Origin of the sequence: Citricoccus sp., from assembly GCF_032154715.1 — a bacterium.
GTDB lineage: Bacteria > Actinomycetota > Actinomycetes > Actinomycetales > Micrococcaceae > Citricoccus.
In genome coordinates, this window is the sequence record NZ_JALDXU010000081.1 from 1 (window position 1) to 14,742 (window position 14,742).

Consider the following 14,742-nt stretch of genomic DNA (forward strand, 5'->3'; position numbering starts at 1 on the left):
ATCCCGGGAAAACGGGGCGTTCTCGACCGATAGGTTCATCAGGGTGGGGGACAGAGCCGTCACCGTCCCGGCGGCCGGGGCGGAAGGTCCTCGTCCCGGCCGATCAGGACGTCCCCGACCGGGGCTCCCCGCTTCTGGTGGCTGGCCTTGTTGAGGAAGTACGTCAGCACCCACAGGGCGATCCCGAGGACCATCAGCCCGCCGGCGATCTGATAGACGATGGGATCCCGGTCCACCCAGGGCCCCGCCAGGAACAGGGAGAAGAGTCCCGCGAGGTAGGGCAGCACGGTGGGGGAGTTGAAGGCTCTCTTCGTGTGCGAGCTCGATTCCGGGTCCGCGCGCCGCCGGCGCCGCAGCACGATGCAGGCCACGTTCACCACGGTGAAGACGCAGAGCAGCAACAGGGCGGTGGTGCTGGAGAGGTTGGTGACGATGTTGCTCTCGGGGTCACTGGCGACGTACCAGATGAGGAACAGGGCCAGGATGGTGGTGAAGATGATCGCGACCCAGGGGGTGCGGCGGACCCGCAGCACCTTGCCCAGCGGCCGCGGCAGCACGTTCTGCTTGGCCATGCCATAGACCAGCCGGCTGGCCATCAGCATGTTGATCAAGGCGGTGTTGGCCACGGCGAACACGGCCAGGAACGGGAAGATCCGGTCCACGGGGAAGCCCGGCGAGCCCTGCTTCACCACTTCGAGCAGCGCCTCTCCCTCGGCCTCACCGATCGTGGCCAGCTCGGTGGGGGACAGCACGGCCACGGCGGAGATGGCCACCAGCATGTAGAAGATCACCGCGAGGCCCAGGCCGGTCAGCATGGTCCGGGGGAAGATGCGGACGGGATCCTTGGTCTCCTCGACCATGTTCACCGAGTCCTCGAAGCCCACCATGGCGAAGAAGGCGATGGAGGTGGCGGCGGTGACGGCGAGGAAGAGCCCCTTGTCATTGTTGTCCTGGAACACGAAGATCTGGCTCAGGTCCGAGCCGCCCTGGGCCATGGCGAAGAACCCCACGCCGATCACGATGCACAGGGCCGTCATCTCGACCAGCGTCAGGACCACGTTGAACTTGATGCTCTCGCCCACACCGCGCAGGTTGATCAACGCCAGCAGCACCATGAAGCCCAGGGCCACCCCCATCACCGCGCCGGGGCTCGCCTCGCCCATCCAGCCGTTGACCTCCAGCCCGCCGAAGAAGTTCTGCGCCAGCACGTTGGCCGAGGTGGACGCACTGGTGATGCCGGAGCACACCACGGCGAAGGCCACCAGGAACGTGACGAAGTGGATGCCGAAGGCCTTGTGCGTATAGAGCGCGGCCCCGGCCGCCTGCGGGTAGTGGGTGACCAGCTCCAGGTAGGAGAAGGCGGTCATGGTGGCCACGGCGAAGGCCAGCAGGAACGGCAGCCACAGGATGCCGCCGACCATGCCGGCCATCTCACCGGTGACCGCGTAGATCCCGGCCCCCAGCACGTCGCCGACGATGAACAGCAGCAGCAGCTTCGGCCCGAGGACCCGTTTGAGTTCGCCCTCACCCTCCTCTGGAGGGGCGCTGGGGACGTCCGGCGTAGTGGTACTCATGGCTGCCTCCGACATCTGCACAGGTCACACGCGTGTTCGCAGTGTGGCCCGCACAGGTTGCGGCGGTCAATGACTCACTGGTCACTCGAAGCGCGCGCCGGACTCCCTGCTCATCTGCTCCACGGACGTGTAGGCATCCCGAGCCAGTGCGGACCACAGCTTGATGGCCAGCTGGGGATCGGACTCCTCCAGGGCGGAGATCACCTGGGCGGTGAGCACCCGGGTGGTCACCGGGCCCATGGCGCGCACCGTGGTGAGCTGCCGGCCGGCCTGACCGAGGGCGATCTCGCCGAAGATCATGCCGGGGGAGAGGTAGGCCTGCCGGTAGCGCCTGCCGCCGGAGCCCTGGCTGGTGAGCTCGACCTGGCCGGCGGTGATGAAGTAGATCCCGCCGAACGGCTGCCCCGCCCGGCGGATGACCTGCCCGGCCCGGTAGTGGCGGGTCTCCATGAACGCGGAGAGCGTGAGGGCGTCCTCCTCGTTGAGCATCTCCAGCAGGGGGGACCGCTTCGGCTCCTGATCGCCGGTGGGCACCAGATCCGGTGCATGGCGGGCCAGCATCCGCTGTTCGATCCACTCCAGGGCGAGGGACCGGGAGAGGAACAACCGGAATTCGGGCTCGACGGCGTCCACCGTGCCGTCTCCGTCCAGGTCGGCGGGGGCCAGGTCCGAGACGGCGGCGTCCGAGGTGAAGCTGTCGACCGCACCTCCGGCGAGGCCACCCCCGGCGCCTCCGCCGGAGGCTCCGGCTCCGGCAGCGTTGGCGGTGGCGGGCGTGGACCAGGTGGTGGTCTCCGGCATCGGGTCCGGCAGGGCACCGTCCTCCGTGTCCGCCGCGTAGTCCAGCAGGGACTGGGTGAGTGCGGTGTCGTCGTCCACGAGGATCAGGTCGCGGTGGTCCTCCAGGAAGTTGCGCACCACATGGGTGAGCATCCGGGCCGCGGCCCTGCCGAAATCATCCACCTTGCGCACGTCCACCACGAGGGTGCGGACGGAGGCGGGCAGCCCGACGGCGGCGCGGGCCAGGGTCTCAGCCTCGGCGAAGCCGATGTCGCCGCCGATCTCGATGATGCGGCATTCCGGTCCGTGCACCTCGAGGGCCTGCAGGGCCTCGACGCTGCGGGGGACGCTGGAGGGCGCCTCGGACAGGTCGTACCGGGCCCGGATGGTGGAGCGGCCCAGGGGCGGGACGTCGCCGTAGTGCAGGCCGAAATCCGTGGCGATCTGTTTGATGGCCATGCCGCCGCGCACGGACATCCCGTGCTCGTCCAGGGGCGGGGAGAAGACCCCGACGCCCATCTGCCCGGGCACCACCACGAGCAGCCCGCCGCCGACCCCGGACTTGGCCGGCAGGCCGACCTCGATGGCCCAGTTGCCGGCGTCGTCATACATCCCGCACGTGGACATGACGGAGAGCACCCACCGGACCACCTGCGGGGAGAAGACTCGCTCCCCGGTGGCCGGGTTCACGCCCTGGTTCGCCAGGGTCGCGGCCATCATGGACAGGTCCTGGGCGGTGACCAGGATGGAGCACTGGCGGAAGTAGTCCTGCAAGGAGGGCTCGGGGTCGGATTCGAGGATCCCGAAGGAACGCAGCAGCCAGGCCAGGGCCCGGTTGCGGTGGCCGGTCTTGTCCTCGGCCTTGAAGACGGGCTCCGAGACCTTCAGGCCCCGTCCGGCGGCGTCCGAGAAGGTGTTCACGATCCGGCCGATGCGGTCGCGCCCGCCGCGGCCCTTGATGAGCGAGGTCGTGGTGATGGCCCCGGCGTTGATCATGGGGTTGTCCGGCCGACCGGTGCCTGCCTGCAGGGAGATCTCATTGAACGGGTCGCCGGAGGGCTCGACGTCGATCTTCTCGTGCACCTTGTCCGGGCCGAGGTCCTCCAGGGCCATGCCGTAGGTGAAGGCCTTGGAGATCGACTGGAGGGAGAACGGATGCTCGGCGTCCCCGGAGGCGTAACAGTGGCCCTCGACGGTGGTCAGGGCCAGGCCGAACAGATTCCGGTCCATGGAGGCGGCGGAGGGGACAGCCTGGTAGGTGGTGCCCTCGTCCACGGGGCGGATCTGGTCGACCAACCGGTCAAGGTAGTCCTGCACGGGGGATCTCATGACCCCCAGCCTAAGGGCCTGACGGTCAGTACCCCGCCTCCGCGTCCACCCGTCCCTCCAGCGCGAAACCCCCGGCGCGGGCGGCGAGGTTCCGCTCACTGCGGGCGTTGATCAACGGGATGCACATCTGCGGGGTGTCCGCCGTGTGGGGGGTGATCAGGCAGCGCGGCTCGGCCCACAGCGGGTGGCCGTCCGGGAGCGGCTCCGGATCGGTGACGTCCAGCCCCGCACCGCGAATGGACCCGGCGGCCAGCGCCGCCACCAGGGCATCGGTGTCCACGAGGGTCCCGCGGGCGATGTTCACCAGGATGGCGGTGGGGTCCATCAGCTCCAGTTGGCGGGCCCCGATCATGCCGCGGGTCTCGTCCGTGGCGGCGGCCGCGATCATCACGACGTCGGCGCCCGGCAGGACCTCGTCCAAGCGGTCCTGCGTGACGGTCCGGTTCGCTCCGGGCACCTCGTCATCCGTCCTCCGGACCATGGTCACGGCGGTGTCCCAGGTCTTGAGCAGGCGCAGGTACTCGCGGGCGATCCCGCCCCCTCCGACCACCACGCAGTTCAGCCCGTTCAAGGTAGTGCCGCCGCCGGGACCCCACCCGGTGGCGCGGACCCGCTCGGGCAGATCCCGCAGCAGGGCGAGCGTGAGCGCGAGGGCGTGCTCGGCCACGGGCGGCGCGTAGACGCCCTTCGCGGAGGTCCACTGGAGATCCGTCCGTTTCCGGATCAGCGGCACGTACCGTTCGATGCCGGCGAACGGCAGCTGGATCCACCCGAGCGACGGGTTGGCCGCCAGGATGGCCTCGACATCCTCGACCGGCACCGGGTACACCATCATCAGCGCGGTCGCGGACCCGTCCCCGTAGGGTGCGTCGGCATCGCTGGGCACCACCGAGCCGCCGACGTCGGCCGCGGCCTGCGCCGGTCCGGCGTGCGCCTCGCGGTAGGGGCCGTCCCGGCGGGCATCGGCCGGTGGGTAGAACAGGACCCTGTCCGGTCCGGTGGCGGCGGGGTTCACGGCAGCTGACTCGGTCATGCCGCCATGCTGTCACAACCGGAGGCCACCGGTGCGTTGGCGACGGCTTGATGCCGACGGGGCAGGTCCTTAGGGTCGGGGACATGAACGGATCTGCGAACCACTCAGAGAACCAGACCGACCTCAACGCCAGCGGCGGGGGTGCGGGGGCCGGCCAGCTCGCCGCCGATGACCCCACGACCCGCCACCCGAAGGTCTCCCCACCGGAACAGGACCAGCCGGAGCCCGGACTGGATGTGAAGACGGACCCGGTGCCGGACATCGGCCTCGAGTCCTACCGGGGGCAGGGGCGCCTGGTCGGCCGCAAAGCCCTGGTGACCGGGGGCGACTCCGGGATCGGCGCCGCCGTGGCCATCGCCTTCGCCCGGGAGGGCGCGGACGTGGCGATCGCCTACCTGCCGGCCGAGGAGGAGGACGCCCAGCGTGTGGGCGGCGCCATCGAGGAAGCGGGTCGGACCGCGGCCGCGCTGCCCGGGGACCTGATGGACCGGCCGTACCGGGAGGGAGTCGTGGACGCCGCCGTGGAGAAGCTCGGCGGGCTGGACATCCTGGTGAACAACGCCGGCAAACAGGTGGTCTCCGACTCCCTGGAGGACCTGAGCGATGAACAGGTGCACGAGTCCTTCCAGATCAACATCATGTCCATGTTCACGCTGTCGCGTGCCGCCCTGAAACACATGGGACCCGGTTCCACCATCGTCAACACCACGTCCATCCAGGCGTATGAGCCGTCGCCGAACCTGCTCGACTACGCGTCCACGAAGGCCGCGATCAACAACTTCACCAAGGGCCTGGCCCAACAGGTGGCGGCGCGCGGCATCCGCGTCAACGCCGTGGCACCGGGGCCGGTCTGGACCGTCCTGCAGGTCTCGGACGGCCAACCCAAGGAGAAGCTGCCGACCTTCGGGCAGAGCACCCCGCTGGGCCGTGCCGGTCAGCCGGTGGAGATGGCCCCGGCGTTCGTGTTCCTGGCCTCCGGGGAGTCCAGCTACGTCACCGGGGACACCCTCAACGCCAATGGCGGCACCCCCACGCCCTGATGCTCGGCGGGCGGTCCACAATGGGAGGATGAGTTCCCGCACCCAGTCCGGCCCCTTCGATCTCGATCGCCTGGGCGCCGGCCTGGTCTTCAGCGACTCCCTGCCGGACCTGCGCCGGGCACTGGACTCGGAGCGCCTCGCCGTGGTGCAGGCGCCACCGGGCACCGGCAAGACCACGCTGGTGCCGCCGGCCGCGGCGAATCTGTTGGTCCAGCAGAAGGATCTGATGGACCGGCAGAAGGTCATCGTCACCCAGCCCCGGCGGGTGGCGGCCCGCGCCGCCGCCCGCCGTCTCGCGGCCCTGGACGGCACCGGGCTCGGGAACCGGTCCGGCTACGTGGTCCGGGGCGAACGCCGGACGGGCGCGGAGACCCTGGTGGAGTTCGTGACCCCCGGCGTGCTGGTCAACCGGCTGCTGAGCGATCCCGGGCTGGACGGCATCGGCGCCGTGATCCTGGACGAGGTCCACGAACGCGATCTCGAGACGGACCTGTTGTTCGGCATGCTCGGGGAGGTGGCCCAGCTGCGCCCCGAGCTGCTGCTCGTGGCGATGTCCGCGACCCTGGACGCGGCGCAGTTCGCCGCCCGCCTGGGGGAGGGCGCCGGCCGGTCCGGCCCCGCTCCCGTGGTCGACTGCCCTGCCGCACTGTTCCCCGTGGACATCCGTTACCGCCCCGCCACCGGGCGCCGCCAGGACCTGCGCGGCGTGAGCCGTGACTTCCTCGACCACGTCGCGCGGTGCGCCGCCGAGGCTCATGCCGAGGTCCGCGCGGCCGAACCGGGGACCGACGCCCTCGTCTTCGTCCCCGGCGCCGGTGAGGTGGCGCAGACGGTATCCCGGCTCCGGGATCTGACGTCCGGCACAGACATCCTGCCCCTGCACGGTCAGCTGCCGGCCGCTGAACAGGACCGGGCCGTCGGCGGGCGCGAGCCCTCCGCTCCGGACCGGCCCCGGATCATCGTGTCCACCTCCCTGGCCGAGTCGTCCCTGACGGTGCCGGGAGTCCGGCTTGTGGTGGATGCCGGGCTGGCCCGCGAACCCCGCCGGGACACCGCCCGCGGCATGACCGGGCTGGTGACGGTGGCCGCCGCACAGTCCTCCGCCGATCAGCGCGCCGGCCGTGCCGGTCGCCTGGGCCCCGGCACCGTCGTCCGCTGCTATGACCGCAGCACTTACGGGACCGCGCCAGCGCAGCCGACGCCCGCGGCCGCCGTCGCCGATCTCACCGGTGCCGCCCTGGTGCTGGCCTGCTGGGGTGCGCCCGCCGGAGAGGGCCTCGTGCTGCCGGAGCCGCTGCCGGAATCCTCCCTGGCCGAGGCCCTCGAGACGCTCACGGCCCTGGACGCCATCGGCCCCGCGGGCCGCGCCACCGACCACGGGCGCCGCCTCGCCGCGATTCCCGCCGAGCCGCGGTTGGCCCGCGCCCTGCTCGACGGCGGTCGGCTGGTGGGTGCCCGTGCCGCCGCCGAGGTGGTCGCCCTGGTGACCTCTGACGTTCGGCCCGAGGGGGCCGACCTGACGGTGTCCCTGCAACGGCTGCATGCGGCGGGGCGGGGCGAGGCCGAGGCCGGCCGGTGGCGTCGGGAGACCGAGCGCTTCGAGCGGCTGGCTGGCCGGACTGGCTCGAAGGGCCGGGGCGAGACTCCGGTGCCGCAGGAGTCGGCGGTGGGCGCCGTCGTCGGGCTGGCCTGGCCCGAACGCCTGGCGCGGTGGGTCCCGGACGCCGCCGGTGCTGGCGGGGCCAGCGGTGGCAGTGGCGGCCAGTCCGGTGGGATCTACCTGCTGGCCTCCGGGACCCGGGCCGCGCTGCCGCCGGGCAGCCCGCTGGCCGGATCGGACTGGCTAGCGGTCGCCGAGGTCTCGCGTGCCGAGGGGAGGGACGCCGCCGGCACCGGAGCCGTGATCCGGGCCGCGGCCCCCGTGGACGCCACCCTGGCCGAACGGCTCGCCGGACCCCTCTACCGGGACGAGCAGACCGCCACGTGGCAGGACGACCGGGTGGTCGGCCGGGCCGTGAAGGCGGTGGGGGCGATCCTGCTGTCCGAGACGCCGGTGAAGCCCGACCGCGCCTCTGGACAGGCCGCCGTCGTACGTCTGCTGGCCGAGCGGGGTCCCGAGGCCATCGGTCTGACCGCCGAGGCCAGTCTCGGTGCCGACGCGCTGCGCCGCCGTCTGGATCTGCTGCACCGGACGCGGGGGGAGCCGTGGCCGGACATGTCCTCGGCGGCGCTCGCGGCGGGCTGGGAGGACTGGCTCGCCCCCGAGGTGGAGAAGCTGGCCGGCGGAGCCACAACGGGTTCCCTGGACCTGGCCTCGGCCCTGCGGCGGTTGCTGCCGTGGCCGGAGGCGGCGCGGTTGGATGAGCTGGTGCCCGAGCGCCTGCCCGTGCCCAGCGGCCGTACCGCGAAGATCGACTACCCGGCTGTGGAGGCCGGCGGCGAGGCCGAGGGCGACGCCGGCACTCCGGTGGTGGCGGTCAAGCTCCAGGAGTGCTTCGGGCTGGCCGAGACCCCGCGGCTGGTGGACGGCCGGGTGCCGGTCGTCTTCCACCTGCTCTCTCCGGCGGGCCGGCCCCTGGCCGTCACCGGCGACCTGGCCTCGTTCTGGTCCGGACCCTACGCCCAGGTCCGGGCGGAGATGCGGGGCCGCTACCCCAAGCACCCATGGCCCGAGGACCCTTGGGCCGCGCCGGCCACGGCGAAGACGAAGAGGGCTCAGAACATGACGCAGCACGGGAGCCATCGGTGACGGTAGGCATGGCCGTGCTCAGCTCGCCTGAGATCATTCCGCGCAGCATGAATGCTCCGAGGACCTCGAGCTGCCGTACGTGAAGTGCAGCTTGTCCGGCAAGGGTTCATGCTCCGCTCCTGAGATGCTGTCAACATGAACGCTCAGCAGCCCACGGAAGATGCCGGCTCCTTCATCGATAGCACGCCCCTGGCCGAGAAATCTCCGCGGCATGTCATTGTCTTTCCCGGAGGTGGGTACGCCGGCTATGCGGAGAACGAGGCGGAACCCATTGCGGAGTGGTTGCGCCAGTTCGGCCTCTCGGCGAGTGTGTTCCGTTATCCCGTGCGTGAACGGCACCCCACCCCGGTGGACGCAGTCCAATCCGAGGTGCGCCGGATCAGGGCAAGCGGCATCGAGCGGGTCGCTCTGATGGGATTCTCCGCCGGGGGCCATGTGGCCGGTCATGCCGCCCTGGCCGCCGGGGCATCTGGGTCCGAGCGCGTTGATGCAGTGATCCTCGGCTACCCGGTGGTGTCCATGGAACTGGACACAGATCCGGGCAGCCGACGAGAGCTCCTGGGCCCCACACCCCGAACTGAGGACCGGCTCGCAACGTCCCTGGACCGCCTGGTGACCGAGGCAGCCCCGCCGTTTTTCATCTGGCACACCGCCGACGACTCCTCGGTGACGGTAGAGCACGCATATCTGCTGGCCCAGGCCTTGGCACGGCACGGTGTGTCCCACGCGCTGCACGTCTTCTCCACGGGGCGGCATGGGCTCGGGTTGGCCCAGGGCAGAGGTGAACCGGAGGCTTGGCCGGCCTTGTGCGCCGCCTGGTTGTCATCGCGTGGATGGCTCGACGGCCTCCACGCACCTGACGCGGCCGGCGCCTGACAGCACCACCGATCTTAGGTGCACTCCAGGTGCGGGGACTAGGCTGGCTCGAACCGAAAAATTGGTGCAACCAATTTTTTGACGAGACCTGCATCACGTGAGTAAAGTTATCTTTATTGGTTGAACCAATCTCACGATGTGGACGGAGAACGTCATGGCACGGGATCTCGGCGGACTGGTCGAGGCGTTGCTCGACGAAGTGACGCCGGATGCGGCCGGCCGCTTGAAGCTGCCGCCGGAACGCGAGCTGGGAGTGTCGCTGGACGTGAGCCGGAATATGCTGCGCGAGCAGCTGGGTACGTTGGAGACTTTGGGGTTCGTCAACCGCACCCAGGGGCGGGGCACCTTCCTTGACGCTCCGGACGCAGCCTTCACCCAGTTGTACTTCCGGTTGGCGCTGCGATTGGGCCACATCACCGAGGACCAGTTCGGCCAGGCCCGCCGGATGCTGGAGCAGGCAGTGGTGGAGGAGGCCGTCAAGACTGCTAGCGATCGCGACCTGGAGCGGTTGCGGACCGAGGTCGATCGGATGGTCGATGCCTCGGCGGCCGGTGATGTCACCACGGCGACCGCCGCGGACTTTGCCTTCCACCGTTACCTCTACCGCATCGTCGACAACCCGGTGTTCAACTTTATGCATGACGGACTCAGCCACGTGCTACGTGATGTGGTCGCCGAACGGCGGGCTCAGGCGGCCGAGGTGGAGCAGCCGGGACCGGACGGCCGCCGGGAGGTCGACATCGTGCACTACGAGCTCGTCGAGGCCCTGGAAGCCCGGGACGTGGAGGCCGCTCGGCGGGCCACCCGCAGGCACTTTGAGGTCTGGTCCAGCTTGACCTCGAACTGACCGGGTCGTAGTCCCACTCAACAACATCAACCCCTCGGGCGGCGCCTCAGGCAGACGCCGTCCGGTAGATCAGTGCGGCCATTTTGGCCCGAAGGGAAGACCAGTCATGAGCAGTGAACATGTTGCGTTCGTCGGCGTGGGAGCGATCGGATTACCGATGGCCGCGCAGATCGCGGCCCGGGGGTTCCCGGTGGTAGGTGTGGACCCGTTCCCCGCCGCCCGTGACCGCGCCAACGAGGAAGGCCTGCCCAGCGCGGCGCGATTCACCGAATTGGAGCAACGCCCGGACCTGGTGATCGTCATGGTCGCCAGCCCCGAACAACTGGCCGATCTAGTCACCGAAGCGGTCGCCGGCGACGTGCAGGACCAGGCCTGGGTCGTCATGAGCACTGTGGGCCCCGAGGCCATCCGCCGGGAGGGCCAGCGTCTGGAGGCCGCCGGTGCCCGCGTGGCGGATGTGCCGGTGACCGGCGGTGTGGCCCGCGCGCGCACCGGTGAACTGACCCTCTTCGCCGCGGCGGAGCCCGCCCTGCTCGAGCAGGTGCGCCCGGTCCTGGAGTGCCTGGGCACCGTACGCCCGGTGGGGGAGGACCTCGGCGAAGGCCAGGCTGTGAAGGTCGTCAACCAGCACCTGTGCTCGGTACACATCGTGGCCGCCGCTGAGGCCATGCATCTGGCCCACGAGTTGGGGATGGACCCGGCGAAGGCACTGGACCTCGTGGGCTCCGGAGCCGGCGCCTCGTGGATGCTCTCCGACCGTGGACCCCGCATGCTGGCCGACACCGACGTCGCCGTGACCAGCACCATCAACATCTTCGTCAAGGACAGCGGACTGGTGGCCGAGGCCGCCGACGGGGTTGGAGCGCAGATTCCCTTGCTGCGCGTCGCCCAAGAGCGCTATCACCGCGCCGTGGAGCTGGGGCTGGCCCAGCGTGACGATTCCCGTGTCATCGAGACCTATTCCACCCGCTGACCGACCACCGACCTACCCGGACGAAAGAGACGAAAGAGAAGTCCCGTGAGCCCCACATTCTTGTTGCTCCTGGCAGTCGCCGCCGTTGCGCTCTTGCTGGTGCTGGTCATCAGATTGAAGTTCCCCGCTTTCATTTCCCTGCTGCTGGTGTCCGTCCTGACTGCCCTAGCAGCCGGCATCGGCCCGCACGAGGTCATTCCCTTGATCATGGAAGGTCTTGGCGGGACCCTGGGCAACGTGGCCCTGCTCGTGGGACTGGGCGCGATGCTTGGAGCCATCATCGAACGCACCGGCGGCGCGGAAGTCCTGGCCAAGACCTTCACCGCGAAGCTCGGTCCCCGCAGAGTGGGACCGGCCCTTCTGCTGGCCTCGTCGATCATCGCGATCCCGATCTTCTTCGATGTCGCCTTCATCATCCTCATCCCCATCATCTACAGCTTCTCGAAGGCTGCCGGGATGAAGAATCCCATGGTGTACGGGTTGCCCCTGGCGTTCATGTTGTTCATCCACGTGACGATCCCGCCCCACCCCGGGATCGTCGGTAGCGTGGCCGTCACCGGCGGCGACGCCGGAGTCGTAACCCTGTTCGGCTTGCTGATCTGTGTGCCCGTGGGGGTGGTGTCCTACTACCTGTCCCGGTGCATGACCGCCCGCCACTACTCGATGCTTCCGGAGACCCAGGAGAACTACGACAACTTCGGCACGAGAGATTCTCCTGCTGGGCCTGCTGGAACCGGTAGTGGTCACGCCCCCGGGGCCACCATGGCAACCGCGGTGACCACTGCCCCGGCCAAGACCCTTCCCTCGGCAGGAGCGGTGATCTTCACGATCCTGTTGCCGGTTCTCATGATCGGTCTCGGGACTGTCGGAGCCATCTTCGTCGAGCCGGAAAGCACCCCGGCAAACATCTTGAAGTTCATCGGCGCCCCTGCCTTCGCGTTGCTGACCTCATCGCTTGTGGCCCTGTTCCTGCTGGCCGTGCGCAATGGCTGGTCGATCCCCGAAACCGGGCACATGATGGACGCCGCTCTCGCCCCGGCCGCGATCGTCGTGTTCGTCACCGGCGCCGGCGGAGTCTTCGCCAAGGTCCTGACCGAAACCGGAATCGGAGAGGCCGTCTCCGGATCGATGTCCAGTCTGGGCATTCCACTGCTGTTGCTGGCCTTCCTGCTGGCCGCCATCCTGCGCGCAGCCCAAGGGTCGGCCACCGTCGCGGCCATCACCACGGCCGGTCTGCTGGCCAGCAGCATCAGCGCCGGCGGGTACACCACCGTGGAGATCGCCCTGCTCAATCTCGCCATCGGGTGCGGAGCCATCACGCTGTCCCACATCAACGATTCAGGATTCTGGATCGTGACCCGCTACCTCGGACTGTCTGTGGCGGATGGGCTCAAGACCTGGTCCGTGCTGGTCACGGCCATGGGTATCGCAGGATTCGCCGTCGTGGCCGGCCTCTGGGCCATCGTCTAACCACCACCAAACCCGACACACCAAGAGGTGAAGCTCATGGAAACAACCACTGAACCGACTTTGGTCGACGCCGAACGCCTGCAACGGATCAAGGAGGCTGCGTACCGCATCCGGACGAATGCCCTGATCCAGGCCGAGGTCCAGGGGCAGGGCTATATCGGCCAGGCCCTGGACATCGCCGACGTGCTGGCGGTGCTCTACGCCGACCAGCTCCGGCTGCGCCCGGAAGACCCCGAATGGGAGGGCAGGGACCGGTGCCTGCTCTCCATCGGCCACTACGCGATCGCCCTCTACGCCGCCTTGGCCGAGGCGAAGTTCTTCCCCCTGGAGGAACTCGAGACCTACGCCACGGACGACTCGCGCTTGCCGATGTCGGCCATGGCCTCCTACACCCCCGGGGTGGAGATCTCCGGCGGCTCCCTCGGTCACGGCCTGGTGATCGCCAACGGGGTGGCCCTGGGCCTGAGGCGCAAGGGCAATCCGGCCTTCGTCTACAACATCCTCTCGGACGGGGAGCTCAACGAGGGCTCCACGTGGGAGGCAGCCGCCGTCGCCGCCCATCACCGTCTGGACAACCTGATCGCGATCGTGGACTTCAACGACCAGCAGGCCGACGGCAAGTCCAGCCAGATGCTGGGCATGGACCCGATCGAGGCGAAGTTCACGTCCTTCGGCTGGATTGCCCGCCGCGTGGACGGCAACGACATCGCGGCCGTCCTCACCGCCCTGGAGGAACTGCGGGGCCTGGAGGCCACCCAGCCGCGCGTCCTGATCGCGGACACCAAGCTCGGCAAGGGCGTGGACTTCCTGGAAGACCGAGAGAAGCTGCACTTCATGACCGTCTCCCCTGAAGAATGGCCAATGGCCCACGACCGACTGAAGGAGTCGTCCCAAGCATGAGCACCACGACCACCACCACGACCGTTACCCCGAAGAAGCGGCTGACCTCCGATGCGATGAGTGCCTCTCTGGCGAAGGAGGGCCAGCGGGTCACCGCAGCTCCCCTGGGCCATGCCCTGGTCGAGCTGGCCCAGAGCGATGAGCGGGTCGTCGGGCTCTCGGCCGACCTGGCCAAGTACACCGACCTGCACATCCTGCGCGATGCGATGCCGGACCGGTTCTACCAAGTCGGCATGGCCGAGCAGGCCCTGCTGGGCATGGCGGCCGGGCTGGCCATGGAGGGCTTCGTGCCCTTCGCCTCGACCTACTCCGTCTTCGCCACGCGGCGGGCCTATGACTTCCTGTGCCTCGACATCGCCGAGGCCAACCTCAACGTCAACATGGTCTGCGCCCTGCCCGGGCTGACCACCGGGTACGGGCCCTCCCACCAGGCGACTGAAGACGTGGCCATCCTGCGGGGGATGCCCAACCTGACCATCGTGGATCCCTGCGACGCCGTGGACATCGAACAGGCCGTCCCGCAACTGGCCGCCCATGATGGCCCCACCTACACGCGGATCCTGCGCGGCAAGGTCCCGCGGGTGCTGGACGAGTACGACTACAGCTTCGAGCTCGGCAAGGCCAAGATGATCCGCGACGGCGCCGAGGTCCTGCTGATCTCCACCGGCCTGATGACCGAACGCGCCCTCGAGGCCGCCCGTCAGCTCGAGGCCGACAAGGTCGACGTGGCCGTTCTCCACGTCCCCACCCTCAAGCCCCTGGACGAGGACACCATCCTGCGCGAACTCGCCAAGGACCGCCTCGTGCTCACGTGCGAGAACCATACGATCATCGGCGGACTCTTCGACGCCGTGGCCCATGCCGCCATCCGTGACGGCATCTTTCGGCAGATCACCCCGATCGGACTGCCGGACGAGTTCTTGGACGCAGGCGCCCTGCCCACGCTCAACGACCGCTACGGGGTATCCATCGCCAAGATCGTCGAGCGCATCAAGTCGTTGCTCCACCCGGGACACACCGAGCGCGTCGACTGACAGCCGGCGACCACGCGGACCAGGGGGCAGCCCTGGGCGGCGCGTAGCCATCGGTGTCCGGTCGACTGGCCCCTGCCCGTGTCCGTCACGGCAGGGGCCATGTGTGCACGGGGTTCCCGCCACGCATGTGCGTCCCG

The 14,742-nt window shown here is 69.3% G+C and carries 11 protein-coding genes; 8 read left to right on the top strand and 3 right to left on the bottom strand.

Annotated features, from left to right (window positions below):
* Window positions 1-59: 59 nt before the first annotated feature.
* From RUH65_RS12290 to RUH65_RS12300, 3 genes are all read right to left on the bottom strand, one after another.
* Window positions 60-1,574 (bottom strand): APC family permease, encoded by a 1,515-nt coding sequence (locus RUH65_RS12290; protein ID WP_313817756.1) that lies wholly within the window; start codon window positions 1,572-1,574, stop codon window positions 60-62.
* Window positions 1,575-1,655: 81 nt separating this feature from the next.
* On the bottom strand, window positions 1,656-3,683 hold the full coding sequence (gene glsA, locus RUH65_RS12295) for a glutaminase A (RefSeq protein ID WP_313817757.1): 2,028 nt from the start codon (window positions 3,681-3,683) through the stop codon (window positions 1,656-1,658).
* Between the two features lie 25 nt (window positions 3,684-3,708).
* Window positions 3,709-4,716: an NAD(P)-dependent oxidoreductase gene (locus RUH65_RS12300; protein WP_313817758.1), complete on the bottom strand. Its 1,008-nt coding sequence runs from the start codon at window positions 4,714-4,716 to the stop codon at window positions 3,709-3,711.
* 83 nt (window positions 4,717-4,799) lie between these two features.
* Between RUH65_RS12300 and RUH65_RS12305 the strand changes: the two genes are divergently transcribed.
* The 8 genes from RUH65_RS12305 (at window position 4,800) to RUH65_RS12340 (ending at window position 14,605) form a co-directional block, all read left to right on the top strand.
* Entirely contained in the window at window positions 4,800-5,756 is a 957-nt protein-coding gene (locus RUH65_RS12305; protein WP_313817759.1) for an SDR family oxidoreductase, read from the top strand.
* A gap of 28 nt (window positions 5,757-5,784) precedes the next feature.
* Window positions 5,785-8,505, top strand: a complete 2,721-nt coding sequence (gene hrpB / locus RUH65_RS12310) for an ATP-dependent helicase HrpB (RefSeq protein ID WP_313817761.1) — start codon at window positions 5,785-5,787, stop codon at window positions 8,503-8,505.
* Window positions 8,506-8,640: 135 nt separating this feature from the next.
* Window positions 8,641-9,381: an alpha/beta hydrolase gene (locus RUH65_RS12315; protein WP_313817762.1), complete on the top strand. Its 741-nt coding sequence runs from the start codon at window positions 8,641-8,643 to the stop codon at window positions 9,379-9,381.
* 154 nt (window positions 9,382-9,535) lie between these two features.
* The gene (locus tag RUH65_RS12320; protein WP_313817763.1) at window positions 9,536-10,228 is read left to right on the top strand and encodes an FCD domain-containing protein; all 693 of its coding nucleotides are present in this window, start codon (window positions 9,536-9,538) and stop codon (window positions 10,226-10,228) included.
* A 106-nt stretch (window positions 10,229-10,334) separates the two neighbouring features.
* On the top strand, window positions 10,335-11,201 hold the full coding sequence (locus tag RUH65_RS12325) for an NAD(P)-dependent oxidoreductase (protein ID WP_313817764.1): 867 nt from the start codon (window positions 10,335-10,337) through the stop codon (window positions 11,199-11,201).
* Window positions 11,202-11,246: 45 nt separating this feature from the next.
* Window positions 11,247-12,671: a gluconate:H+ symporter gene (locus tag RUH65_RS12330; RefSeq protein WP_313817765.1), complete on the top strand. Its 1,425-nt coding sequence runs from the start codon at window positions 11,247-11,249 to the stop codon at window positions 12,669-12,671.
* A 36-nt stretch (window positions 12,672-12,707) separates the two neighbouring features.
* Complete coding sequence (locus RUH65_RS12335) at window positions 12,708-13,571, top strand: transketolase (protein WP_313817767.1); 864 nt, start codon at window positions 12,708-12,710, stop codon at window positions 13,569-13,571.
* Window positions 13,568-14,605: a transketolase C-terminal domain-containing protein gene (locus RUH65_RS12340; RefSeq protein ID WP_313817769.1), complete on the top strand. Its 1,038-nt coding sequence runs from the start codon at window positions 13,568-13,570 to the stop codon at window positions 14,603-14,605. Before RUH65_RS12335 ends, RUH65_RS12340 begins: the two co-directional genes overlap by 4 nt.
* Window positions 14,606-14,742 lie beyond the last annotated feature (137 nt).

What these genes read in the sequence shown, in the direction of transcription:
- RUH65_RS12290 (WP_313817756.1), bottom strand. Translation starts at nt 1,574, where the DNA reads ATGAGTACCACTACGCCGGACGTCCCCAGCGCCCCTCCAGAGGAGGGT.
- glsA (WP_313817757.1), bottom strand. Translation starts at nt 3,683, where the DNA reads ATGAGATCCCCCGTGCAGGACTACCTTGACCGGTTGGTCGACCAGATC.
- RUH65_RS12300 (WP_313817758.1), bottom strand. Translation starts at nt 4,716, where the DNA reads ATGACCGAGTCAGCTGCCGTGAACCCCGCCGCCACCGGACCGGACAGG.
- RUH65_RS12305 (WP_313817759.1), top strand. Translation starts at nt 4,800, where the DNA reads ATGAACGGATCTGCGAACCACTCAGAGAACCAGACCGACCTCAACGCC.
- hrpB (WP_313817761.1), top strand. Translation starts at nt 5,785, where the DNA reads ATGAGTTCCCGCACCCAGTCCGGCCCCTTCGATCTCGATCGCCTGGGC.
- RUH65_RS12315 (WP_313817762.1), top strand. Translation starts at nt 8,641, where the DNA reads ATGAACGCTCAGCAGCCCACGGAAGATGCCGGCTCCTTCATCGATAGC.
- RUH65_RS12320 (WP_313817763.1), top strand. Translation starts at nt 9,536, where the DNA reads ATGGCACGGGATCTCGGCGGACTGGTCGAGGCGTTGCTCGACGAAGTG.
- RUH65_RS12325 (WP_313817764.1), top strand. Translation starts at nt 10,335, where the DNA reads ATGAGCAGTGAACATGTTGCGTTCGTCGGCGTGGGAGCGATCGGATTA.
- RUH65_RS12335 (WP_313817767.1), top strand. Translation starts at nt 12,708, where the DNA reads ATGGAAACAACCACTGAACCGACTTTGGTCGACGCCGAACGCCTGCAA.
- RUH65_RS12340 (WP_313817769.1), top strand. Translation starts at nt 13,568, where the DNA reads ATGAGCACCACGACCACCACCACGACCGTTACCCCGAAGAAGCGGCTG.